Genomic DNA, 21947 nt, shown 5'->3' with positions numbered 1-21947 from the left:
AGTGGTAGCCTATTTTAGGTATACCACTAATACTATATACAAATAATATAAAATTGAATGGTGATAATATGATAAAAGATATGCTCGAATTAGTGTTGTTAATTCTGATTTTTGCAGGGATTTTAGCACTGACCTATTTTGTTACAAAAAAAATGGCAACCTTTAATAAGAGGATGGCTTTCAATAAAAATATGGAAGTGATAGAAGTACTTCAATTGATGCAAGGGCAATATTTGTATATTGTAAAGGTAGGAAATGAGTATCATTTAATAGGAAGTACTCAAAAAGGAAGCATCTGTTATTGTACATCACTTAAGGAAGAACAGTTGAATTTAGAACAAGTGATTACAAAATCTTTTGGGGAGCAACTTAGTCATTTGATGAAAGGTAAACAGGTAGATGAACATGAAGATAAATAAATCCATTCTAAGAAATATAATATGTTTTGCAATTATTTTATTTTATGTTGGGTGTTTATATACCGATACTCAGGCTTCTACAGTACAGGTACCTAATATTACTGTTAACTTAGGTGGAGAGTCACAAGCAGAAAATACGAGTGCTTCTTTACAAATGATTTTTATCATTACTATTATTTCACTGGCACCATCTATTTTAATAATGATGACCTCGTTTTTAAGGATTATTATTGCACTTCACTTTGTAAGATCTGCAATTGGAACACAAACGATGCCACCCAATCAAATTTTAGTTGGTCTAGCGCTATTTTTAACGTTTTTCGTTATGAGCCCTGTTTTTATGCAAATTAAAACAAATGCAATAGATCCTTTGGAAAAGCAACAAATTACTCAGGAACAGGCTATTGAACGAGGTATAGAACCCCTAAAAGAATTTATGCTGAAACAAACAAGAGATGAAGATATTACTTTATTTATGGATTTAGCCCATTTAGAACCCTATACAGAGGGGACTGATCTTGTAAAAGAGATGCCTTTATATGTTATTGTTCCAGCTTTTATTATTAGTGAACTCCGAGCTGGGTTTATTATAGGATTTTTAGTTTACATACCGTTTATCATTATTGACATGGTTGTATCAGCAGTGCTTATGTCAATGGGGATGATGATGTTACCACCGGCTATGATTTCATTGCCTTTTAAGGTTCTGCTTTTTATTTTGGTCGATGGGTGGAATTTGTTTATTGGACAACTTATACAGACGTTTAATTAAGGAGGAAAGGATATGGAACAAATTGTTTTGGACTATATGAGAGAAGCATTAATGATGATTGTTAAAGTATCACTTCCGATCTTGTTAACCGGACTTGTTGTAGGGCTGATTATCAGTATATTTCAAACTGCTACATCTATACAAGAACAGACGTTGGCATTTATTCCGAAAATAATAGCTGTATTTTTAGCTATTATTATATTTGGGTCATGGATCATTAATATGCTTACAGTATATACTGTAAGGCTTTTTAATAGCTTTAATACACTGTTATAAGGAAGGATGCTATGGAAGATCTAGTCTATTTATATGCACATGTAGACGTGCTACTTATTATTTTTTGTAGAATTATAGCGGCTGTATTATTTTTGCCAATTATTGAGGAAAGTAGAATACCTAAATTGGCAATCTCAGGATTATGTTTATGTTTAGCGATGACAGTTTTTATGGTTACAGATTTGGATCAGGTTTATTATGAGCCAACACTCATTAGTTATACCATACTATTAGTAAAGGAAATACTTATAGGCTTGATTATTGGGTTTATACTAAAGATTTATTTTCAGATTTACCAGTTCATAGGCAGTTTATGGAGTACACAAGGAGGGTTGGGAATGAGTATGGCCTTAGACCCTGTAGGAGGTGTACAAACTCCTATAATAGGTCGTTTTTATAATTTATGCTTGTGTGCTATTTTTGTACTAAGTGGAGGGTATCATTGGTTCATTAAAACATTAATAGATACCTTTACATTAATTCCAATTAACAAAGGGGTCTTTGGTACTCATCTTGTAACAGGCATAATAGATACCGTAGGGAACTATTTATTAATTTCATTTAAACTAGCAATGCCAGTGCTGGGGCTTTTAATATTAATTGATTTTGGCCTAGGCATTTTGGCTAGAACTGTACCTCAAATGAATATGTTTGTTATTGGTATTCCATTAAAGGTTATCGTTTTATTTGCACTACTTATTGCTACAGTTGGTTTAGTACCTAGATTTAATACGATTATTATTGATAACATGGTCAATACTATCATGAATTTAATACAAGGAATGAGGCCATTATGATTGAAACAAAGTATCGCTTAGATCTGCAATTCTTTTCAGCAGAAAGTGAAGGAAGAACAGAAAAAGCAACGCCTAAAAAGAAAGAAGATGCTAGAAAAAAAGGGCAGGTTGCAAAAAGTGCTGAATTAAATACAGCTGTTTTAATCGTTGGTTTTTGTGCAGTAAGCTTGTTACTGGGAGGATATATGCTTTCAGGTATTCAAACAAGTATCATAACGAGCATGAATCGGCTCAGTGAAGTTTTTAATGCAGTGACTTCTAATTATATGCTTGTCGTTTTTAGAAGCGCCATATTTGATATTTTATGGATTTGTTTGCCATTATGGATTTGCCTATTTATTATTGGATTTATAGTGAGTTATATACAAGTAGGATACAAAGTAAGCTTTGAACCTATGAAAGTTAAGTTTAGTAAAATGAATCCAATCAACGGCATTAAAAGAATGGTTTCAAAAGATATGATTGTTAGCTTGATTTTATCTGCGGCAAAAGTTATTGTACTAGGAGCTATAGTTTATAATATTATTTTATCTAAGATTCCTATTTTCATGCGATTCTATGAATTAACAATCGAACAAATTTTGAATACGATAGCCATGACAGTTGTTCAAATTGGTTTTTTTGTAGGAGGAGCTTTTCTGATGTTAGCTGTCCTAGATTATGTCTATCAACGCTATAAGCATGCAGATAGTATTAAAATGACAAAGCAAGAGATAAAAGAAGAATATAAAAATGCAGAAGGAGACCCTCAGATTAAATCTAAAATTAAGCAGAAAATGAGGGAAGGCTCAATGCGGCGTATGATGCAAGCTATTCCTGAGGCAGATGTTATTATTACTAATCCTACGCACTTTGCAATAGCGATTAAGTATGATGAATCAAAAGGTACGGCTCCTATAGTAGTGGCCAAAGGCGTTGATTATGTTGCACAAAAGATAAAAGAGAAAGCAAAAGAGCATCATATTGAAATTGTTGAAAATAAACCTTTAGCTAGAGCACTTTACTATACTGTAGATTTGAATAAGGAAATCCCTCCAGAGCTATATGGAGCAGTAGCAGAAGTTTTAGCATTTATATATAACTTACAACATAAAAAGATGAATAGGGGGAGCTAATTGTGAAGTTTAAAACAGGTGATATAGTATTAGGGCTTTTTGTGGTAGGGCTCATTTTTTTAATTATCATTCCATTACCACCTACTATCTTAAGTTTACTATTAATCATCAATATTTCTATATCAACGATCATATTAATGAGTGCACTTTTTTCAAAAGAACCATTAGATATATCGTTATTTCCTACACTACTATTACTTACAACGTTATTTCGATTAGGTCTTAACCTATCAAGTACAAGAATGATTTTAAGAGATGGTTATGCAGGCGAAGTTGTTCAAGCATTCGGTGAGTTCGTTGCAGGTGGAGATATTGTTATTGGATGTATTATGTTCATTATTATTACCATTGTTAATATGCAGGTTATTACCAAAGGATCTGAGCGTGTAGCAGAGGTAACAGCAAGATTTACCTTAGATGCTATGCCTGGTAAACAAATGGCAATAGATGCTGATTTAAACACAGGCTTTATTGATGAAGCAGAAGCAAAAAAAAGAAGAAAGAAGATTCAAGATGAAGCAGCTTTCTTTGGTTCTATGGATGGTGCAGCAAAATTCGTTAAGAATGATGCAATGGTGGGTATTTTAATTACATTTGTTAATGTTATCGGTGGTATGATTATTGGGGTTGCAATGGGGGGATTAGAATTCTCAGATGCCCTCCAAAAATATACGATAGTAACCATAGGTGATGGTTTAGTAAGTGCCATTCCTTCATTGCTCATTTCTACAGCTACAGGTATTTTAGTAACTAAGACATCTACAGAACAAGAGATGAGTACCACATTAACGAAGCAATTACTTTCGTCTCCACTGGTATTAATTATTGTAGGTATTACTATCACTGTTTTAGGCGTATTCACGCCTATGGGAGTAGTCGTAACATTACCTATTGCAGCAGTTTGGTTCTTCATTGCATCAAGGCTGAATAAACAGCAAAAAATTGCTGAAGTAGAGTCAGAAATAGATACAGAAGATGAAGCTGCAGAAGAAATTCGTAAACCTGAAAATGTCATTTCTTTATTACAGGTAGATCCTATTGAATTAGAATTTGGATATGGTATTATCCCACTTGCAGATGTTCATCAGGGGGGAGATCTTTTAGACCGCGTTGTTATGATTAGAAGACAGATAGCGTTAGAATTAGGGAGCATTGTTCCTATCGTACGTTTAAGAGATAATATTCAATTAGCTCCGAATGCCTATAGTATCAAAATTAAAGGTGTAGAAGTGGCAAAAGGAGAGATTTTGTTCGATCACTATATGGCAATGAATCCAGGCTATGTTGAAGAGGAAATTGATGGTATTGCCACAACAGAACCAGCCTTTGGACTTCCAGCGTTATGGATTACTGAGATGCAAAGAGAAAAAGCAGAGGTGAAAGGATATACAGTAGTAGATTGTCCATCCATTATTGCAACACATTTAACAGAGGTTATTAAGCGTCATTTACATGAGCTACTTAGTAGGCAAGATGTACAAACACTTATTAATAATGTGGCAGAGACACATCCAACCTTAATTAGTGAATTAACACCAAAACTACTTAGCGTTGGAGATATTCAAAAGGTACTAGGTAACTTATTAAAAGAGGGCATTTCTATTAGAGATTTAGTAACAATATGTGAAGTATTAGCAGATTATGCAACAAGTGTACGCGATACAGATGTATTAACTGAATATGTAAGACAAGGACTAGCAAGAGCTATTTCAAGGAAATTATTTACACTGCCAACAAACCAAGTGATTACACTCGATCCAACTGTTGAGCAGCAGATTATGTCTAGTGTACAACACACAGAGCAAGGTGCATATGTTGCATTAGATCCTAAAGTAGTTCAAAATCTAATGAATCAATTGAAAAGAGAAGTGAATAAATTAACTTCTGTAGGATTACAACCTATTATTTTGACTTCACCTATTGTGAGAATTTATTTTAAGCATTTGACTGAACAGTATATGCCAGATTTAATTGTTATTTCATACAACGAAATTGAACAAGATGTAGAGATTCAGTCAATAGGGATGGTGAGCATTGCATGAGAATACTTAAATTAAAAGGAAAGTCAGAGGAAAAAATACTAAAAGAAATAGAAAAAGAATATGGTAACCAGGCTGTTATACTGAGTACACAGCAAGAAGAACAGAGCGGACTCACAAAGTGGTTTAAAACGCCAAAAACAATTATTACTATTGCAGTAAAAGATGAAGATGAATTAGAACAAGATAAAAAGGCAATAGAAGAAATACCAAGAGGTAACTTAGTAGCAGAATCAAATGAGAAATTAAAAGAGGAATCTTATGAAGTATTATTGGGCCTAAAAGACCAATTAAATCAGTTGCAAAGAGAGATTGGTACCATAAAACAAGTACAGTTAGAAGATAAGAAGGACTCTGATAATGATACATTAGAAGCTGACAATAAATGGCTGAATTATTTGAAAGCAAAATTAGTCCAATTAGGATTAAAAGAAGAGATTTGTACCCAATACTTAGAAGGAATGAGTGATGAATCTCCAGAAGAAATGATCCGTAAAATTTATTCAGAACTAGAGAAATCACTACGTGAAAAAGAAGAAAAGGATCTGGCACAGATTATTTTCTTCATTGGATCCACAGGTGTAGGAAAAACAACTACATTAGCTAAGCTAACAGCAAAATATGTATTAGAAGAGCATAAGAAAGTAGTTTTGTTTACAGCAGATACGTATAGAATTGCTGCTGTTGAACAGCTAAAAACTTATGCAGATATTTTAGGCGTAGAAATAGAAGTTATTTATAATGAAGCAGAGTTGCCACAGTACATAGAAAAGTGGAAGCATATGGATTATATACTCATAGATACAGCTGGGCGTTCGCATAAGAATGAGGAACAAGTAAAAGAGCTTAAAGCCTTGATGAAAAATGTAGAAAAAAAACAAGTGTTTTTAGTATTAAATGCGAGTACAGCAGCAAAAGATGTAGTAGCCATTGTAAATACTTATGAGAAGGCAGAATCAGAATTTGATTTAATCATTACAAAGCTTGATGAAACAGACGAAATAGGTAACGTTGTTAATATTGGTTATTATGCTAAAAAGCCAATCATGTATTTAACGAACGGTCAAAATGTACCGGCTGATATAAAAATATTTAATAAAGACGAGTATATAACAGATTTGTTAGGGAGAATAAGTAATGAATGATCAAGCTGAAGCACTTAGACAAATGGTAGGAATAAATGAAGTAAATAAGTTTGCACAGCAAGAGGATATGAGGATTATAACAGTTGCAAGTGGCAAGGGTGGCGTTGGAAAAAGTAATTTTAGTGTCAATCTCGGACTGGCTATGCAAGTACTGGGGCAAAAACCAATTATCTTAGATGCAGATTTTGGGCTAGCTAATGTGGAAATTATTTTAGGTGAGAGGCCAAAGTTTAATTTGTCGCATCTTATTAAAGGACAATGTCATATTTATGATCTAGTAACAACGAGTAAATATGGACTTCCTTTTATTTCTGGTGGCTCAGGTATAAAAGATATGAATTTTTTACCTACTTATCAAATTGATAAAATTAGTTCACAATTAGCTGAACTAAGCAGCTTAACAAATATGCTCATTATAGATACTGGAGCAGGCATTAATGATATTGTCGTTAAGTTTTGCAAATTAGCTCATGAAGTTTATATTATTGTAACGCCAGAACCGACTTCTATAACAGATGGTTATGCATTAATAAAAACATTAATTGGCCAATTTGATTTAGATACTACTATTAAAGTTATTGTCAATAAAGCTATGTCCCAAGAAGAAGCGCATGAAGTATTTCATAAACTTTATTATGTAACAGAGCACTTTTTAAAACGTCCTATCCAATATGGAGGATTTGTTCCATATGATGAACAATTATTTAGGTCTGTTAAAGAACAGGTCCCAGTATTTGAATATAATCGTCAAGCAAAGTCTAGTATGGCGTATTATCAAATAGGAAGAATCATTTTAGGAGATAAATCTAAGCAAACGATTAAAAAGGAAAATTGGGTAAGTCGATTTAAAAAAATATTTAGTCATTAAAAATACTCATATTAAAAGAGAATACATAAAAATAAACAACTAAAGTAGATATAGTATAAGTATACTTGAGATTATAGGAGATTAGATAAATGAGTCAGATAAGTAGAAATGCTGCAACCATAGAAGAGCAACAATATGAGTATATTATTGCTATGGGAATATCAACAGGTGGACCCAAACTATTAAGTCAAATTATACCTACTCTAGAACAGAATTTATCTGCAACCTATTTAATTGTACAACATATGCCACAAGGATTTACTAAAAATCTAGCGGCTAGATTAAATAGTTTAAGTGCATTAGAAGTAAAAGAAGCCGAACATGAGGAAGTCTTAAAAAGAGGTACGGTTTATATAGCACCTGGAGGAAAGCAACTTAAGATTATTAATGGATTAAGACCGCAAATTAATATTACAGATGACCTTCCTTATAAAGGGCATAAGCCTTCTGTAAACATTATGATGAGTTCTTTAGCAGAGTTAAAAAGTTGCAGTAAAAAAATGATTGCTGTCATTATGACAGGAATGGGTTCAGATGGGTTGGAAGGCGTAAGTGATTTAAAACGAACATATCCGTGTGAAGTGATTGCTCAAGATCAGGCTTCATCTACGGTTTATGGTATGCCTAAAGCTATAGCAAATGCTGGTTTGGCAGATTATATTGCATCTGCAGAGAATATTACACAAATAATAAAAAGAATAGTGGGGGATAATCATGGACGTTAGTCAATACTTACAAATATTTATTGAAGAATCAAAAGATAATTTACAAACTCTAAATGAAAATCTACTTAATCTAGAAAACAATCCTGATGATATAGAAACTTTAAATGCTATTTTTAGAGTTGCACATACACTCAAAGGTATGGCAGGAACTATGGGGTTTGTAAAGATGCAAAAATTGACCCATACAGTAGAAAATGTATTATCCGAAATTAGAGCGGGTAAGCTTGCTGTTAATTCTAGTATAGTAGATACTCTTTTTCAAAGTTTAGATGCATTAGAAAATTATGTAGAAGAGATAACTAATACTTCAAATGAAGGCAATGAAGATTATGCCGAACTAGTAAAAGCCCTAGGAAGAATTATAGAGAATGAAGATAAATCACCAACTGCCACTGTACATACACAGGCTAGCGAGGAAGTTAAAGAAAAGGCAGAGAATCCTAGCGATCAAACATTAATGGACTTACCTGAATCACAACAATTAGTAAAGAATAATGCATTAAGCATGGGAATGAATGTTTTTCAAGTAGAGATAGAATTATCTGCAAATTGTGTTTTAAAGTCAGCGAGAGCATTTGTTATTTTTACAGATCTTGAGCGATTAGGAGAGATTATACATTGTGTACCAAGTACGCAAGATATAGAAGACGAAAAATTTGAAAGTCAATTTTCTGTTGTATTTGTTACAAAAGAAACTAAGCAAAAAATAGAAGAAACTATTTTAGGCGTTTCAGAAGTAGAAAAAGTAGTTGTTAATGCATTTGCTTCAGAAGAGAATTTTCAATCTAACGTACAACAAGAACAATCAGAAGAGCATACTTCCTCCTCACAAACCCAAGAGAATAATTCAGCACAGAACGCAAAACAACAAGTATCAAGTAAAACAGTAAGAGTTAATATTGATCGTTTAGATACATTGATGAATTTAGTAAGTGAACTTATTATAGTTAAAACTCAGTTAGAGGGGTTAAATGTAAAAGAAAATGAAACGAGCAATAATTATAATGATTCAGTTGAGTACCTAGAACGTATTACAACTAGTTTGCATGATGCAGTTATGAAAGTAAGAATGGTTCCAGTAGAAACAGTGTTTAATCGCTTCCCACGTATGATTCGTGATGTTTCTAGAAAGCTTGGAAAAGAAATAGAACTTGTTATGTCAGGTGAAGAAACAGAACTTGATAGAACTGTAATTGATGAAATCGGTGATCCACTTATTCACTTACTTCGAAATGCAGCCGACCATGGTTTGGAAACAACAGAAGAACGTATGAGTATAGGAAAACCTAGAAAAGGAACCATTAAGTTGCAAGCCTACCAAGATGGCAATAGTGTAGTAATAGAAGTTGAAGATGATGGTAAGGGTATTAATATTAACAAAATTAAAAATAAAGCCATCGAAAAAGGTAGTGTTACGAAAGAAGAAGCAGCTACGATGACTGAACATGAAGCGATAGAACTCCTTTTTAGACCAAGCTTTAGCATGGCTGAAAAAATCTCTGATTTATCAGGAAGGGGAGTAGGCCTAGACGTAGTTAAAAGTAAGATTACTTCACTTGGTGGACACGTAGAGGTACAAACAGAACTTGGTAAAGGAAGCAAATTTATTGTTAGATTACCGCTAACACTGGCTATTATTCAAGCACTAATGATTAGTATTGGTGATGAAAAGTATGCTATTCCATTAAGTAATATTCAAAATATTGAAGATGTAAGAAAAGAAGATATTAAGCTTGTCCAAAAGCAAGAAGTGATTGTTGTAAGAGATGAAATCATTCCAATCATACGTTTACGTAGCGTATTAGGATTACCAGAAGAAGTAGATAAAGACTTAATGATGGGTGTCATTGTGAAGAAGGGTGAGAAACAAGTTGGCTTTATTATTGATTCATTAATTGGTCAACAGGAAATTGTTATTAAATCATTAGGTAAATATTTAAGCGGAATAGATATTATTGCAGGAGCTACTATACTAGGAAATGGTGAAGTTGCACTTATTTTAGATGTTAATTCGCTTATATAGGAGGAAAAGAAAATGGAGCATATTAGTGAGACAATACAACAATTTATTGTATTTAAGTTAGACACGCAATTATTTGGAATTGATATTCAGAACGTGCAAATTATTGAAAAGATGAAATCTATTATGCGTGTGCCTAAAGTTCCTGCTTGTGTAAAAGGCGTTATGAATTTAAGAGGAGAGATTATTCCTGTTATAAGTTTAAGAGAGCAATTTGAATTAGAACATTTAGATTATACAGATAAGACAAGAATTGTTATTGTAAAATTGGAAGATGCAATGGTAGGTATTATAGTTGATGAAGTGAAAGAAGTCATTGAAATAGCAAATGATCAAATTGAAGCGGTACAAAATATACAAGGTAAAATGAAAACAAGTCATATACTAGGCGTTGGAAAGGTTGAGGAAAATATTGTAACTTTACTCAACTTATCTAATATAATAGATGAAGCCTTTGAAAACGAGGAATTAAGATAGGAGGATTACCTTGGGGACTCGCAATTATCAAGATATTACAAGCGAAGAGATGGATATGCTACGTGAAGCGGGAAATATTGCTTCAGGCAATGCTATGACATCTTTAGGACAGCTTATTGGTTGTACATTAGATATGAATGTCGCTAGAGTGAGAATAGAAAATATTCAGGAGCTAGCAGATGTCTTAGGTGATGCAGAAGAGGTCATTGCTGGGATGATTATTAATGTATATGGAGACATTAATGCCATGTTACTTTTAGCATTAGAGCCTGAAAGTGCTACTAAAATAGTAAATATGATGCTAGATAAAAAAATGCAGGATTTAAATGAATTAGACGAATTAGGACATTCGGTATTATGTGAAACTGGTAATATTTTAGCAGGTTCTTATCTTAGTGCCCTTAATACATTTACAGGATTAGAGTTAGATGTATCTATACCTCAAATGTCTATTGATATGGCAGGGGCTATATTAAGTTACCCTGCTATTGAATTTGTTAGAAATGATAATACCATGTTATTCATTGAAACTGCCTTTAGAGATGTTAATGGTATATTAAGTGGTACATATATACTTATCATTGATAATGAAGCTTACAATAAAGTCATAGATGCATTAGGTGTGTACATATGAGTAGCGAAGCCAATATTATAAAAGTAGGTATGGCGGATTTGAATACAGGTAAAGATCCGGATATATTAACAACATTAGGACTAGGTTCATGTGTAGGAATTGCATTATATGATGCAACTATAAAAATTGGCGGCTTAGCACATATTATGCTTCCAGATAGTACGCAGATTAAAAATAATAGTAATATAGCGAAATTTGCAGATACAGCTATTGAGGCACTTATTAATAAATTAGTAGAGCAAGGGGCAAGAAAAAGTAGGTTAGTTGCTAAGATTGCTGGAGGAGCTCATATGTTTGAGTTTAAAAATATGGATGATATGATGCGTATTGGCACACGTAATGTCAATGCCGTCATACAAATATTAGAAAGCAATAATATTCCAATTTTAAGCCAAGATACAGGGAGCAATTATGGAAGAACAGTAGAACTTTATACAAGTACAGGAATCTTTCGTGTTAAGACAATTGGTCATGGCATCAAAGAAATATAGGAGTAATAATGGGGGTTCTTGCATGGAAAAAAAGGATATGAATGCTGTCTGGGCAGAATATGTAAGTACAAGAGATACAGCACTTAAAAGTAGTTTGATAGAACATTATGTCTATCTTGTTAAGTTAGTTGCTGGAAGATTAGGCATATATCTTAATCAATACGTAGATAGCGATGATCTTGTCGGTTATGGTGTACTAGGCCTGATTGATGCTGTGGATAAGTTTGACCCAGGGAAAAATGTTAAATTTGAAACATATGCTTCTCTAAGAATTAGAGGAGCTATATTAGATGCTATAAGGAAATTAGACTGGGTACCAAGGACACTTAGGAAAAAACAAAAAGATATTGATAAAGCGTATATTGAGCTAGAAGGAAGATTAGGAAGGCAACCATTGGATGAAGAGGTGGCTGACTTTTTAGAAATTAACATTGAGGAATATAATGAACTTTTAAAAGAAGTGAATATTTCTAGCTTAATATCTATAGATGAATATATGTATCAATTTGAATCTGTTAAGGATCCTAGTGCACCTATTCCAGAGAATTACATTGAGGATACTGAAGTAAAAGAAATGTTGGCTGAGTTTATTGATAGCTTACCAGAAAGAGAGAAAAAGGTTATATTCTTGTACTATTATGAAGAGTTAACATTAAAGGAAATTAGCCATGTACTAGAAGTATCAGAGTCTAGAGTGTCTCAATTACATACGAAAGCAGTTTCTAGATTACGAGCGTATATGCAAAAACACCATTTTGTAGTACCTTTATAAAATAGCAGATATAAGGAGTGAAACTATGCTGCGTCCTATAGATACACAAACTATTTATCAGCAATCTCAAGAAATTTCAAACAGGCAACAAGCTCATAGGCAAGGAGAAGAGATGCAACAGATGCAGTTTGCACATCTTCTGCAGAAAGAAACTAAAGAGAAAAGAGAAGTTGTTAAGGAAGTTCAGCATGATGAAAAAATAGATAATGAACTCAATAAAAAGAAAAAGGGACAGCATAACGAAGAGGAAAAAAGAAACAATAAGAGTAAAAAGAAGGAAAATAAAGAAGCGATAAAAGAGCAAACAACACATTTTGATGCCAGAATTTAAAAGGAGAAAAAATGAGTATAACAATAGATACAATGCCTATTATATGTTTGTTGTGGATTGTTGTGGGGGTCGTTTTTATTATTATTAGTGTGATTCGTTTAGCCAATCATCAAGAATCAGATAATCACTATGTTACTTTGAATAAAGAACAAGGACAGCAAACTAATGATTTGGAAGAATTATTTAGCTATTTTCTAGAAGAAGAAGAAAAGAAGAATCAAGGATTTCGTGACTTATTAGTTAATATTTTAAGAAAACAAACAGATTTAGAGGCAGACCACCTGCAACAATCTACTAAAGAACACCAGAAACGGCAGATGACAAATGAAAAACTTTATGATGAGATTGTTAAACACTATGAGAATGGTGAAAGTATAGAAATGATTGCCAAAAATCTGAAGAAAGGTGTAGGAGAAGTGAAACTTATTCTTTCACTTTATAATATGAGATAAACATATGAAACAAATAAAAATGACATATTGGTTATTAGGATTTGGTTGTGGCATCATTTTATCTGGCATTGTGGGAACTATTTGCACCTTAAATGTTCAAGAATACAAAATAAGTGTGAGTAGTACAGAGGAGTTAGAGCCAATAGAAACAAATAATCAAGATGAGGAAATAAAACCAGACAATGAAAAAGTAGAAGAATATAAAACAGAAAAATATAAAGATGAAATTCAAGTATCAAATCAAGATTCGTCGGAGACAGATAGATTAGAAGTGAATGCACAAATACCTGAAGAAATACCCGAAGAAATAGAAATATATATTCCGTCTATGTCTAATGCAACAGAAATTGCAGGTATTTTAGAAGATGCGGGAATTATAGATGATTCAAAAGCTTTTATTAATTTTCTTAAACAAAATAAAAAGACGACAAAGTTAAAGCATGGGAAGATAACTTTTCCTAAAATAGTAACTTATGAGGAAATTTTATCAATACTTCTAAATAACTAAATAAAATGTTTATAAAACGATTGAACTTGTTGTACAAGTATGATATAATCATTCAGAAAAACGCACGTATATAGATGTACTTGTGGGGTGCTAATATAGTCCACAAGTATTTAATATGTACGGAGGAAAAAACCAGGAGGTATTACAATGAGTGTAATTTCAATGAAACAATTATTAGAAGCAGGTGTACATTTTGGTCACCAAACAAGAAGATGGAATCCAAAAATGAAAGAATACATCTTCACAGAAAGAAATGGTATCTACATTATCGACTTACAAAAAACAGCTAAAAAAGTTGACGAAGCATACAATGTTATTCGTGAAGCTGCAGCTGAAGGCGGTAAGGTATTATTCGTAGGAACTAAAAAACAAGCTCAAGAATCAATTAAATCTGAAGCAGAAAGAAGTGGTATGTACTACGTAAACAATAGATGGTTAGGTGGTATGCTTACAAACTTCTCTACAATTAAAAGCCGTGTTGCTAGACTTAAACAATTAGAGACAATGGAACAAGACGGTACATTCGAAGTACTTCCTAAAAAAGAAGTAATTGAACTTCGTAAAGAAATGGATAAACTTGAAAAAAATCTTGGTGGTATCAAAGAAATGAAAGAACTTCCAAGCCTTATGTTCGTAGTTGATCCACGCAAAGAAAGAATTGCTATTCAAGAAGCTCATATTTTAGGGATTCCAGTAGTAGCTATCGTAGATACAAACTGTGATCCAGAAGAAGTAGACTACGTAATTCCAGGTAATGATGATGCTATTCGTGCCGTAAAATTAATCGTTGCTAAAATGGCTGATGCTATTATTGAAGCAAACCAAGGTGAAATTTTTGAAGCATCTACAGAAGCAGTAGTAGAAGCTACTGAAGAAGTAATCGCTGAATAATTATATAATTTGGAGGGAACAAAAATGGCAATTACAGCTGCTATGGTAAAAGAATTACGTGAAAGAACACAAGCAGGTATGATGGACTGCAAAAAAGCATTAAACGAAGTAAACGGTGACATGGAAAAAGCTATCGAATACTTACGTGAAAATGGTTTAGCTAAAGCTGCTAAAAAAGCTGACCGTATTGCTGCAGAAGGTCTTGTAAAAGAAGCGATTTCTGCAGATGGTAAAACAGCTGCTATCGTAGAAGTTAACTCTGAAACAGACTTCGTTGCTAAAAATGATCAATTCGTATCATTTGTTAATGAAGTAGCACAAATTGTTTTAAATAACGATGTTGCAGATGTTGAAGCATTAAAAGCTCTTGCTTGGCCATCAGATGCATCTAAAACTGTTGGTGATGTATTAACAGAAAAAGTTGCTACAATCGGTGAAAACTTAACAATTCGTCGTTTCCAAAAAATTTCTACAGATGGTACACTTGCTGCATATACACATGGTGGTGGTAAAATCGTAGTAGTAGTTGAAGTAGCGGCTGAAGGTGAAAAAGCTCATGAAGTAGCAAGAAATGTAGCAATGCAAGTTGCTGCTGTTAATCCAGAGTTTGTTTCTGTTGATCAAGTATCAGAAGAAAAGAAAGCTCATGAAAAAGAAATTTTAATGCATCAAGCACTTAATGAAAATCCAGGGAAATCAGAAAATATCATTGAAAAAATGGTTATTGGTAGACTTAATAAACAACTTAAAGAAATCTGCTTACTTGAACAAGAATATGTTAAAGACCCAGACTTCACAGTTGGTAAATATGTTGCAGCTGAACTTGGTAGTGCAGATGCAGTAAAAACATTTGTTCGTTTTGAAACTGGTGAAGGAATCGAGAAAAAAGAAGAGAACTTTGCTGAAGAAGTTGCAAAACAAATTCAAGGTTAATAAAAATGGGGGCACAAGAGTGCCCCTTTTTTATGGGCATAAAGTTAAAAATACATCTAGAAATAAATAACTATTTATGATAGAGTAGTGGTAGCAGGAGGAAATGACGATGAAATATAAACGTGTCTTAGTAAAATTAAGTGGTGAAGCCTTAGCTGGAGAACAAGGAAGAGGCTTTGATCATGAAATCATTGCAGGAGTTGTTAAACAACTTGGAGTACTTATTAGCAATGGTATAGAGGTAGCTGTTGTTATTGGTGGAGGAAACTTCTGGAGAGGACGAACTTCAGGAGATATGGATCGCACTAAAGCTGATCAAATAGGAATGTTAGCAACAGTCATGAATGCTATTTATGTGGCAGATGTGTGTCGTAGCCAAGGATTAAAAGCTAGTGTACAAACACCATTTGAAATAGGTAGTATGACAGAATTATTTTCTAAGGATCAAGCCATTTCGGATTTAGAAGCAGGTAAAATTGTTTTCTTTGCAGGTGGAACAGGCCATCCATTCTTTTCAACTGATACAGGTGCTGCTTTAAGAGGTTGTGAGATTGAAGTAGATACATTATTATTTGCTAAAAATATTGATGGTGTTTATGATAGTGATCCTAAGACAAATCCGAATGCTAAGAAATATGATCGTCTTTCATGTCAAGAAATGTTAAAGCGAGACTTAAAAGCAATTGATACAACTGCAGCCGCTTTATGCATTGAACAAAAGTTACCTATTGTTGTTTTTGATTTAGGTGCGGAGCAAAGTATTGTTAAAGTAGCTAATGGAGATAAAATGGGTACAACCATTTATATAGAAGGGTAGATTATAAGGAGGATATTTAATGAAGCAAGAGTTAAACAAATGTCAAGAAAAAATGAATAAATCACTAGGTGCATTTGCTGATGAATTAGCAACTATTCGTGCAGGTAGAGCTAATCCACACGTATTAGATCGCCTTACTGTAGATTATTACGGTGTTGCTACACCAGTACAGCAAGTAGGAAATATTACAGTACCTGAAGCTCGTGTTTTACAAATTCAACCTTGGGAAGGTACTTTATTAAAAGCAATTGAAAAAGCTATTAATGAGTCAGATTTAGGTATCAATCCTACTAATGATGGAAAAGTTATTCGTCTTGTATTTCCAGAACTTACAGAAGAACGTCGTAAGGATTTAACTAAGGATATTAAGAAAAAAGGCGAAAACTCTAAAATTGCCATTAGGAACATCAGACGTGATGCACTTGAAACCTTTAAAAAGATGGAAAAAGCTAATGAAATGACAAAAGATGAAGTGGAAGTAGCAGAAAAAGAAGTACAAAAATTAACAGATAAATTTGTTGGTGAAATTGATGCATTAGTGGATAAGAAGAGTAAAGAAATTTTATCTGTATAAGGGCCTATTAAACACCCAAATGAATGCTAATAAGAATTGCTCCTCTTGATAAGAGGAGCTTTTTAGTATAGGAGGAATCAGGCATGTCAAATAGAAAAATACCTGAGCATATTGCAGTTATTATGGATGGTAATGGTAGATGGGCTAAAGAAAGAGGTTTGCCAAGAAATGAAGGACATAGAAGAGGGACGAAGACATTAGAAAGTATTATTAAACATGCTGAGAAGATAGGTGTCAAATACTTAACAGTCTATGCGTTTTCAACTGAAAATTGGAAGAGACCTGAGGAAGAAGTTGCTGGACTAATGAACTTGTTTGAAAGATATTTAGACAATCATATTAAGAAAGCAAGTGGAGATATGAATCGTTTTAGAGCTATAGGGGATTTAGAAGCAACGGTTATTCCTAAGCGTATTAAAGAAAAAGTGATTCAGTTAGAAGAAATGACAAAGGATAAAACGGGCATTTGTTTTAATATGGCTTTTAACTATGGTGGAAGAGATGAAATTGTAAGAGCTTGTAAGAAAATAGCTGAACAAGTGAAGCAGAATAAATTAGATATAGCTGACATTAATGAAGTTTGCTTTGAAGATTATCTAGATACAAAAGGAATGCCAGAACCAGATTTATTGATTCGAACTAGTGGTGAAATGAGAACAAGTAATTTTTTGCCATGGCAATTAAGCTATACTGAATTTTATTTTGCATCATGCTTATGGCCCGATTTTAATACAAAGGAACTAGATAAGGCTATAGATGCTTTTAATGAAAGACAAAGAAGATTTGGAAAAAGCGAATAGGAGGAAGTGACGTGCTTACAAGAATTATCACAGCTGTTTTAGGAATTCCCCTTGTTATAATTGTATTATTACTAGGTGGTACATGGTTAAAAGTAGCAATGCTAGTCGTAAGTGGTATTGCTTTATATGAGATGTACCATGTAATGAGAGAGAACTATAAGCCTATTAAGTGGTTAGGATATAGTGTAATTGGTATGTACTATCTTTTTTTTGAGTGGGTACAAAATTACTTTCTTATTTTTATAGGTTTGATAGTTGTATTGCTTCTAACAGTAATGGTTATAAAATATCCTAAGTATTCTATAATAGATGTAGCACTCACTCTTTTTCCAGTACTTTATACGAGTTTATTATTTAGCTTTATTGCCTTAATTCGAGATATAGAGTATGGCATGTTTTGGGTTTGGCTTATTCCTATTAGCTCATGGGGATCTGATACATGTGCCTATTTTACAGGCATTACAATCGGCAAACATAAATTAGCGCCTCAGTTAAGTCCTAAAAAAACGATAGAAGGTAGTATAGGAGGGGTATTAGGAGCCGGTGTTATAGGGTATATTTATACAATGATTTATACTTCATATAGTTCAGCAGAGCTAAGAGGATATATGGTTTTAGTAGTAATAGCGGTGATCTTAAGTGCGATATTATCTCAAATAGGTGATTTAGCTGCATCTGCCATTAAGCGTTATTTTAAGGAGAAGGATTTTGGATATCTCTTGCCAGGACATGGTGGTATACTAGATCGATTCGATAGCTTGTTATTTGTTGCACCTGCTATTTATACAGCGGTATTAGTTGCTGAAAACATCATGAGATAGGAGTAAAAAATGCAAAAGAAAATAGTTATTTTAGGCTCTACAGGGTCTATTGGAACACAAACCTTAGATGTAGTAGGAAGAAATAAGGATATACAAGTAGTGGGTTTAGCAGCTTATAGTAATATAGACTTACTTGAAGAGCAAATTATTGCCTTTAAACCGCAAGTAGTATGTGTAATGCTTCCGGAAAAGGCGACTTTATTAGAAGAGCGCTTAAAAGTAAAGCAGATTCATACAGAAGTTATAAGTGGAGAGGAAGGGTTAGTAACATTAGCCACTTTAGAATCTGCAGATATGATTGTTACAGCTGTGGTAGGAATGATTGGGTTACTCCCCACTTTAGCAGCCATTAAAGCAGGCAAAACAATTGCTTTAGCTAATAAGGAAACGCTGGTTACTGCAGGAGAATTGGTGATGCGTTCAGCTAAAGAAAATAAAGTAGACATTTTACCAGTAGATAGTGAGCACTCTGCTATATTTCAGGCCCTTAGAGGTAATGAGCATAAGAGTGTGTCAAAATTAATTCTAACAGCGTCTGGAGGGCCCTTTAGGACTTATACAAAAGAGCAGTTAGAGCAAGTGACAGTAGAAGCGGCACTTAAACACCCTAATTGGGCAATGGGGAGTAAAATTACCATTGATTCAGCATCTTTAATGAATAAGGGGCTAGAGGTGATAGAAGCAAGATATTTATTTGATGTAGAGCCAAGTCAAATTGATGTTATTGTACACAAAGAAAGTATTGTTCATTCTATGGTAGAATATATCGACGGTTCTACAATTGCACAGTTAGGACAGCCTGATATGAGGCATCCTATCGCTTATGCATTGTATTATCCAGAGCGTACTGATGCATCCTATATTAAGTCACTGGATTTCGCCAGTATTGGAACATTAAGTTTTGAGGCGCCTAAGAAGAATTTATTCCCTTGTTTGCAATTTGCGTATGATGCATTAGAAATAGGAGGAACGATGCCAGCTGTTTTAAATGCAGCTAATGAGGTGGTAGTGGCTAGTTTTTTAAATAAGCAGATAAGATTTTTAGATATTCCTAAAATTATACATATGGTGATGGAAAAGCACATATGTATAAATAGGCCAACCTTAGAAGATATACTAGGGTGTGATGAATGGGCTAGGGAATATAGTAGAAAGAAGGTGACTGAACTTTGATAAAAGTCATTATGATTATATTAATGTTTGCCTGTATTGTTATTGTTCATGAGTGGGGACACTACATTACTGCTAAAAAATGTGGGGTTTTGGTTCATGAATTCGCAGTTGGAATGGGGCCTATATTATGGTCAACAAAAAAAGGTGAAACGGTTTACTCCATAAGATTACTTCCTATTGGTGGATTTTGCAGTATGGAAGAAGAAGTAGGAGAGTCTGTAAATCCTAGAGCAATGGCTGCTAAAAAACCTTGGCAAAAGTTACTGATTGTTAGTGCTGGTGCTATTATGAATTTTGTATTAGCTTGTGTCCTTTTAAGTATTGTAGTGGGTTACCAAGGATATGGAAGTAATGAAATAGCTTCTTTAGAGGCTGATATGCCAGCAGTACAAGCAGGGCTAAAGGTAGGGGATCAAATTATTGCTATTGATGGTCATAAAGTAGAGCGTTTATCTGACATATCTAAGGTTTTAGAAAAAGAAGAAAAAGCATATACACTTACTGTAAAACGAGGAAGTGAAACATTTACGACACCTATTACTTCTAAATGGATGCCTAAAGAAGAACGTTCACGTTTGGGATTTTCACCTACTTTTATTCATTTTAATATATGGGAAAACATTAAAAGCGGTGTTATTTGGGCTTGCTTAATCATAGCTCAGGTGTGGAAGGCATTTGTTGATCTTTTCACGGGTGCTGTAGGCATGAATCAATTATCAGGTATTGTAGGCGTTGTGAATCAGAGCGCAGAGATATGGGATACGAGTATGCAAAGTGGTGGTTTAAGTATAGCTATTTTAAATATGATGACTATAGCAGCAGCATTATCAGCTAATCTTGCAGTAGTCAACTTATTCCCATTACCAGCTTTAGATGGAGGACGTATTGTATTTGTGCTAGTAGAAATGCTGAGAGGTAAACCAGTTCCTCCTGAAAAGGAAGGAGCAGTTCATTTTATTGGATTTGTTTTATTGATGATTTTAACAGTTGTACTTATTTATAATGATTTTATGAGGATAAGCTTATGATATTAAATACAAGAGAAAATACACGCCCTGTACACGTTAAGGATATCGTTATTGGTGGCGGTAATCCTATTGTGATTCAGTCCATGACTAATACGAAAACTCAAGACGTAGAAAGTACAGTGGCTCAAATTTTAGAATTAGAAGAAGCAGGCTGTGAAATGGTTCGTGTAGCTGTTCCTCATGAAGAAGCAGCAAGAGCTATTGAAACTATAGTAAAACGTATTCATATTCCATTAGTAGCAGATATTCATTTTGATTATCGTCTTGCTTTAATGGCTATAGAAAATGGTATTAATAAATTACGAATTAATCCTGGAAATATAGGAAATGAAGAAAAAGTAAAAGCTGTAGTTGAGAAAGCCAAGGCTTATCACATTCCAATAAGGATAGGCGTTAACTCTGGATCTATTAGTAAGGCTAATTTAGAGAAATACGGTGGTGTTAATGCTGAGTCTATGGTAGAAAGTGCCAGTGAGCATATTCGTATTCTGGAAGCGTTAGACTTTAAGGATATTATTGTATCGCTAAAAGCTTCAAATGTACCATTGGCAATAGAAACTTATACAACTTTTGCAGAGCGCTATAACTACCCACTTCATGTAGGGATAACTGAGGCAGGAACACTGTATAAAGGAACTATTAAATCTTCAGTAGGCTTAGGTGCTATTTTATCTAGAGGTATAGGAGATACTATAAGGGTTTCTTTATCAGATGATCCGCTAAAAGAAATTGAATGTGCACAAAATGTGCTTCAATCACTAGGCCTAGGTCATTATGGTGTTGAAATTATTTCTTGCCCTACTTGTGGAAGAACAGAAGTGGCGTTAATAGAACTTGCTAATCGTGTAGAAAAAGCTACAAAGCATATTAAGAAGCCACTTAAAATAGCTGTTATGGGATGCGTTGTTAACGGACCTGGAGAAGCGAGAGAAGCTGATATAGGGATTGCTGGTGGAAAAGGTGAAGGCCTTATTTTTAAAAAAGGACAGATATTAAAGAAGGTCAAGGAAGATGAATTATTTGATGCTTTTATGGCAGAAGTTAATCAAATGTAAGCTTTTTAAGTTTA

At 33.7% G+C, this 21947-nt stretch carries 26 protein-coding genes; all 26 read left to right on the top strand.

Annotated elements, in window-relative coordinates; translation table 11 throughout:
* Positions 1–68: 68 nt before the first annotated feature.
* The 26 genes from EKH84_RS14835 to ispG all read left to right on the top strand — a co-directional run bounded on the left by EKH84_RS14835 (position 69) and on the right by ispG (position 21933).
* Entirely contained in the window at positions 69–419 is a 351-nt protein-coding gene (locus tag EKH84_RS14835) for a flagellar biosynthetic protein FliO (RefSeq protein WP_013657443.1), read from the top strand.
* Positions 406–1191, top strand: coding sequence for a flagellar type III secretion system pore protein FliP (fliP, locus tag EKH84_RS14830; RefSeq protein ID WP_127066887.1), 786 nt, complete (start codon positions 406–408; stop codon positions 1189–1191). The genes EKH84_RS14835 and fliP overlap by 14 nt, the downstream gene beginning before the upstream one ends.
* 12 nt (positions 1192–1203) lie before the next feature.
* A complete protein-coding gene (gene fliQ / locus EKH84_RS14825) occupies positions 1204–1467 on the top strand; it encodes a flagellar biosynthesis protein FliQ (protein WP_127066886.1) in 264 nt (87 codons plus the stop codon).
* Between the two features lie 11 nt (positions 1468–1478).
* Positions 1479–2264, top strand: coding sequence for a flagellar biosynthetic protein FliR (gene fliR, locus EKH84_RS14820; RefSeq protein ID WP_127066885.1), 786 nt, complete (start codon positions 1479–1481; stop codon positions 2262–2264).
* Positions 2261–3379, top strand: a complete 1119-nt coding sequence (flhB, locus tag EKH84_RS14815; RefSeq protein ID WP_127066884.1) for a flagellar biosynthesis protein FlhB — start codon at positions 2261–2263, stop codon at positions 3377–3379. Before fliR ends, flhB begins: the two co-directional genes overlap by 4 nt.
* A 2-nt stretch (positions 3380–3381) precedes the next feature.
* Positions 3382–5421, top strand: coding sequence for a flagellar biosynthesis protein FlhA (gene flhA / locus EKH84_RS14810; protein ID WP_127066883.1), 2040 nt, complete (start codon positions 3382–3384; stop codon positions 5419–5421).
* Positions 5418–6563 carry a flagellar biosynthesis protein FlhF gene (flhF, locus tag EKH84_RS14805; protein WP_127066882.1) on the top strand — a complete coding sequence of 382 codons (1146 nt, stop codon included), beginning with the start codon at positions 5418–5420 and terminating at the stop codon, positions 6561–6563. Before flhA ends, flhF begins: the two co-directional genes overlap by 4 nt.
* Entirely contained in the window at positions 6556–7431 is an 876-nt protein-coding gene (locus tag EKH84_RS14800) for a MinD/ParA family protein (protein WP_127066881.1), read from the top strand. Before flhF ends, EKH84_RS14800 begins: the two co-directional genes overlap by 8 nt.
* Positions 7432–7520: 89 nt before the next feature.
* Positions 7521–8156 carry a CheB methylesterase domain-containing protein gene (locus tag EKH84_RS14795; RefSeq protein WP_013657435.1) on the top strand — a complete coding sequence of 212 codons (636 nt, stop codon included), beginning with the start codon at positions 7521–7523 and terminating at the stop codon, positions 8154–8156.
* Positions 8146–10179 carry a chemotaxis protein CheA gene (locus tag EKH84_RS14790; protein WP_127066880.1) on the top strand — a complete coding sequence of 678 codons (2034 nt, stop codon included), beginning with the start codon at positions 8146–8148 and terminating at the stop codon, positions 10177–10179. Before EKH84_RS14795 ends, EKH84_RS14790 begins: the two co-directional genes overlap by 11 nt.
* A 12-nt stretch (positions 10180–10191) precedes the next feature.
* The gene (locus EKH84_RS14785) at positions 10192–10653 is read left to right on the top strand and encodes a chemotaxis protein CheW (RefSeq protein ID WP_127066879.1); all 462 of its coding nucleotides are present in this window, start codon (positions 10192–10194) and stop codon (positions 10651–10653) included.
* A gap of 10 nt (positions 10654–10663) precedes the next feature.
* Positions 10664–11287 carry a chemotaxis protein CheC gene (locus tag EKH84_RS14780; RefSeq protein ID WP_013657432.1) on the top strand — a complete coding sequence of 208 codons (624 nt, stop codon included), beginning with the start codon at positions 10664–10666 and terminating at the stop codon, positions 11285–11287.
* On the top strand, positions 11284–11778 hold the full coding sequence (locus tag EKH84_RS14775) for a chemotaxis protein CheD (RefSeq protein ID WP_013657431.1): 495 nt from the start codon (positions 11284–11286) through the stop codon (positions 11776–11778). Before EKH84_RS14780 ends, EKH84_RS14775 begins: the two co-directional genes overlap by 4 nt.
* Before the next feature lie 22 nt (positions 11779–11800).
* Complete coding sequence (locus EKH84_RS14770) at positions 11801–12550, top strand: FliA/WhiG family RNA polymerase sigma factor (protein WP_127066878.1); 750 nt, start codon at positions 11801–11803, stop codon at positions 12548–12550.
* A gap of 25 nt (positions 12551–12575) precedes the next feature.
* On the top strand, positions 12576–12881 hold the full coding sequence (locus tag EKH84_RS14765; RefSeq protein ID WP_127066877.1) for a hypothetical protein: 306 nt from the start codon (positions 12576–12578) through the stop codon (positions 12879–12881).
* 11 nt (positions 12882–12892) lie between these two features.
* Positions 12893–13333: a DUF6115 domain-containing protein gene (locus tag EKH84_RS14760; protein ID WP_013657428.1), complete on the top strand. Its 441-nt coding sequence runs from the start codon at positions 12893–12895 to the stop codon at positions 13331–13333.
* Positions 13334–13337: 4 nt separating this feature from the next.
* Entirely contained in the window at positions 13338–13841 is a 504-nt protein-coding gene (locus tag EKH84_RS14755; protein ID WP_127066876.1) for a hypothetical protein, read from the top strand.
* A 147-nt stretch (positions 13842–13988) separates the two neighbouring features.
* Complete coding sequence (gene rpsB / locus EKH84_RS14750; protein WP_013657426.1) at positions 13989–14732, top strand: 30S ribosomal protein S2; 744 nt, start codon at positions 13989–13991, stop codon at positions 14730–14732.
* Positions 14733–14756: 24 nt separating this feature from the next.
* Entirely contained in the window at positions 14757–15665 is a 909-nt protein-coding gene (gene tsf, locus EKH84_RS14745; RefSeq protein WP_013657425.1) for a translation elongation factor Ts, read from the top strand.
* Positions 15666–15774: 109 nt separating this feature from the next.
* Complete coding sequence (pyrH, locus tag EKH84_RS14740; RefSeq protein ID WP_127066875.1) at positions 15775–16482, top strand: UMP kinase; 708 nt, start codon at positions 15775–15777, stop codon at positions 16480–16482.
* A 19-nt stretch (positions 16483–16501) separates the two neighbouring features.
* Positions 16502–17056, top strand: a complete 555-nt coding sequence (gene frr / locus EKH84_RS14735) for a ribosome recycling factor (RefSeq protein WP_013657423.1) — start codon at positions 16502–16504, stop codon at positions 17054–17056.
* A gap of 83 nt (positions 17057–17139) precedes the next feature.
* The gene (locus tag EKH84_RS14730) at positions 17140–17856 is read left to right on the top strand and encodes an isoprenyl transferase (protein WP_013657422.1); all 717 of its coding nucleotides are present in this window, start codon (positions 17140–17142) and stop codon (positions 17854–17856) included.
* 11 nt (positions 17857–17867) lie between these two features.
* Complete coding sequence (locus tag EKH84_RS14725) at positions 17868–18677, top strand: phosphatidate cytidylyltransferase (RefSeq protein ID WP_013657421.1); 810 nt, start codon at positions 17868–17870, stop codon at positions 18675–18677.
* A gap of 9 nt (positions 18678–18686) precedes the next feature.
* Entirely contained in the window at positions 18687–19850 is a 1164-nt protein-coding gene (locus EKH84_RS14720; RefSeq protein ID WP_127066874.1) for a 1-deoxy-D-xylulose-5-phosphate reductoisomerase, read from the top strand.
* Positions 19847–20878, top strand: coding sequence for a M50 family metallopeptidase (locus tag EKH84_RS14715; RefSeq protein WP_127066873.1), 1032 nt, complete (start codon positions 19847–19849; stop codon positions 20876–20878). Before EKH84_RS14720 ends, EKH84_RS14715 begins: the two co-directional genes overlap by 4 nt.
* Positions 20875–21933, top strand: a complete 1059-nt coding sequence (gene ispG, locus EKH84_RS14710) for a flavodoxin-dependent (E)-4-hydroxy-3-methylbut-2-enyl-diphosphate synthase (RefSeq protein WP_127066872.1) — start codon at positions 20875–20877, stop codon at positions 21931–21933. Before EKH84_RS14715 ends, ispG begins: the two co-directional genes overlap by 4 nt.
* The last annotated feature ends 14 nt before the right edge of the window (positions 21934–21947 follow it).

Origin of the sequence: Cellulosilyticum sp. WCF-2 (assembly GCF_003990395.1) — a bacterium.
GTDB lineage: Bacteria > Bacillota > Clostridia > Lachnospirales > Cellulosilyticaceae > Cellulosilyticum > Cellulosilyticum lentocellum.
This window is presented reverse-complemented; position numbering and strand designations above follow the sequence as displayed.

Excerpts from the sequence above, each read along its gene's own strand:
- tsf (WP_013657425.1), top strand. The coding sequence starts at position 14,757 with ATGGCAATTACAGCTGCTATGGTAAAAGAATTACGTGAAAGAACACAA.
- EKH84_RS14800 (WP_127066881.1), top strand. The coding sequence starts at position 6,556 with ATGAATGATCAAGCTGAAGCACTTAGACAAATGGTAGGAATAAATGAA.
- EKH84_RS14760 (WP_013657428.1), top strand. The coding sequence starts at position 12,893 with ATGAGTATAACAATAGATACAATGCCTATTATATGTTTGTTGTGGATT.
- flhF (WP_127066882.1), top strand. The coding sequence starts at position 5,418 with ATGAGAATACTTAAATTAAAAGGAAAGTCAGAGGAAAAAATACTAAAA.
- EKH84_RS14785 (WP_127066879.1), top strand. The coding sequence starts at position 10,192 with ATGGAGCATATTAGTGAGACAATACAACAATTTATTGTATTTAAGTTA.
- EKH84_RS14765 (WP_127066877.1), top strand. The coding sequence starts at position 12,576 with ATGCTGCGTCCTATAGATACACAAACTATTTATCAGCAATCTCAAGAA.
- EKH84_RS14720 (WP_127066874.1), top strand. The coding sequence starts at position 18,687 with ATGCAAAAGAAAATAGTTATTTTAGGCTCTACAGGGTCTATTGGAACA.
- pyrH (WP_127066875.1), top strand. The coding sequence starts at position 15,775 with ATGAAATATAAACGTGTCTTAGTAAAATTAAGTGGTGAAGCCTTAGCT.
- EKH84_RS14790 (WP_127066880.1), top strand. The coding sequence starts at position 8,146 with ATGGACGTTAGTCAATACTTACAAATATTTATTGAAGAATCAAAAGAT.
- EKH84_RS14835 (WP_013657443.1), top strand. The coding sequence starts at position 69 with ATGATAAAAGATATGCTCGAATTAGTGTTGTTAATTCTGATTTTTGCA.
- ispG (WP_127066872.1), top strand. The coding sequence starts at position 20,875 with ATGATATTAAATACAAGAGAAAATACACGCCCTGTACACGTTAAGGAT.
- fliP (WP_127066887.1), top strand. The coding sequence starts at position 406 with ATGAAGATAAATAAATCCATTCTAAGAAATATAATATGTTTTGCAATT.
- fliQ (WP_127066886.1), top strand. The coding sequence starts at position 1,204 with ATGGAACAAATTGTTTTGGACTATATGAGAGAAGCATTAATGATGATT.
- frr (WP_013657423.1), top strand. The coding sequence starts at position 16,502 with ATGAAGCAAGAGTTAAACAAATGTCAAGAAAAAATGAATAAATCACTA.
- flhB (WP_127066884.1), top strand. The coding sequence starts at position 2,261 with ATGATTGAAACAAAGTATCGCTTAGATCTGCAATTCTTTTCAGCAGAA.
- fliR (WP_127066885.1), top strand. The coding sequence starts at position 1,479 with ATGGAAGATCTAGTCTATTTATATGCACATGTAGACGTGCTACTTATT.
- rpsB (WP_013657426.1), top strand. The coding sequence starts at position 13,989 with ATGAGTGTAATTTCAATGAAACAATTATTAGAAGCAGGTGTACATTTT.
- EKH84_RS14755 (WP_127066876.1), top strand. The coding sequence starts at position 13,338 with ATGAAACAAATAAAAATGACATATTGGTTATTAGGATTTGGTTGTGGC.
- EKH84_RS14775 (WP_013657431.1), top strand. The coding sequence starts at position 11,284 with ATGAGTAGCGAAGCCAATATTATAAAAGTAGGTATGGCGGATTTGAAT.
- EKH84_RS14730 (WP_013657422.1), top strand. The coding sequence starts at position 17,140 with ATGTCAAATAGAAAAATACCTGAGCATATTGCAGTTATTATGGATGGT.
- EKH84_RS14770 (WP_127066878.1), top strand. The coding sequence starts at position 11,801 with ATGGAAAAAAAGGATATGAATGCTGTCTGGGCAGAATATGTAAGTACA.
- EKH84_RS14795 (WP_013657435.1), top strand. The coding sequence starts at position 7,521 with ATGAGTCAGATAAGTAGAAATGCTGCAACCATAGAAGAGCAACAATAT.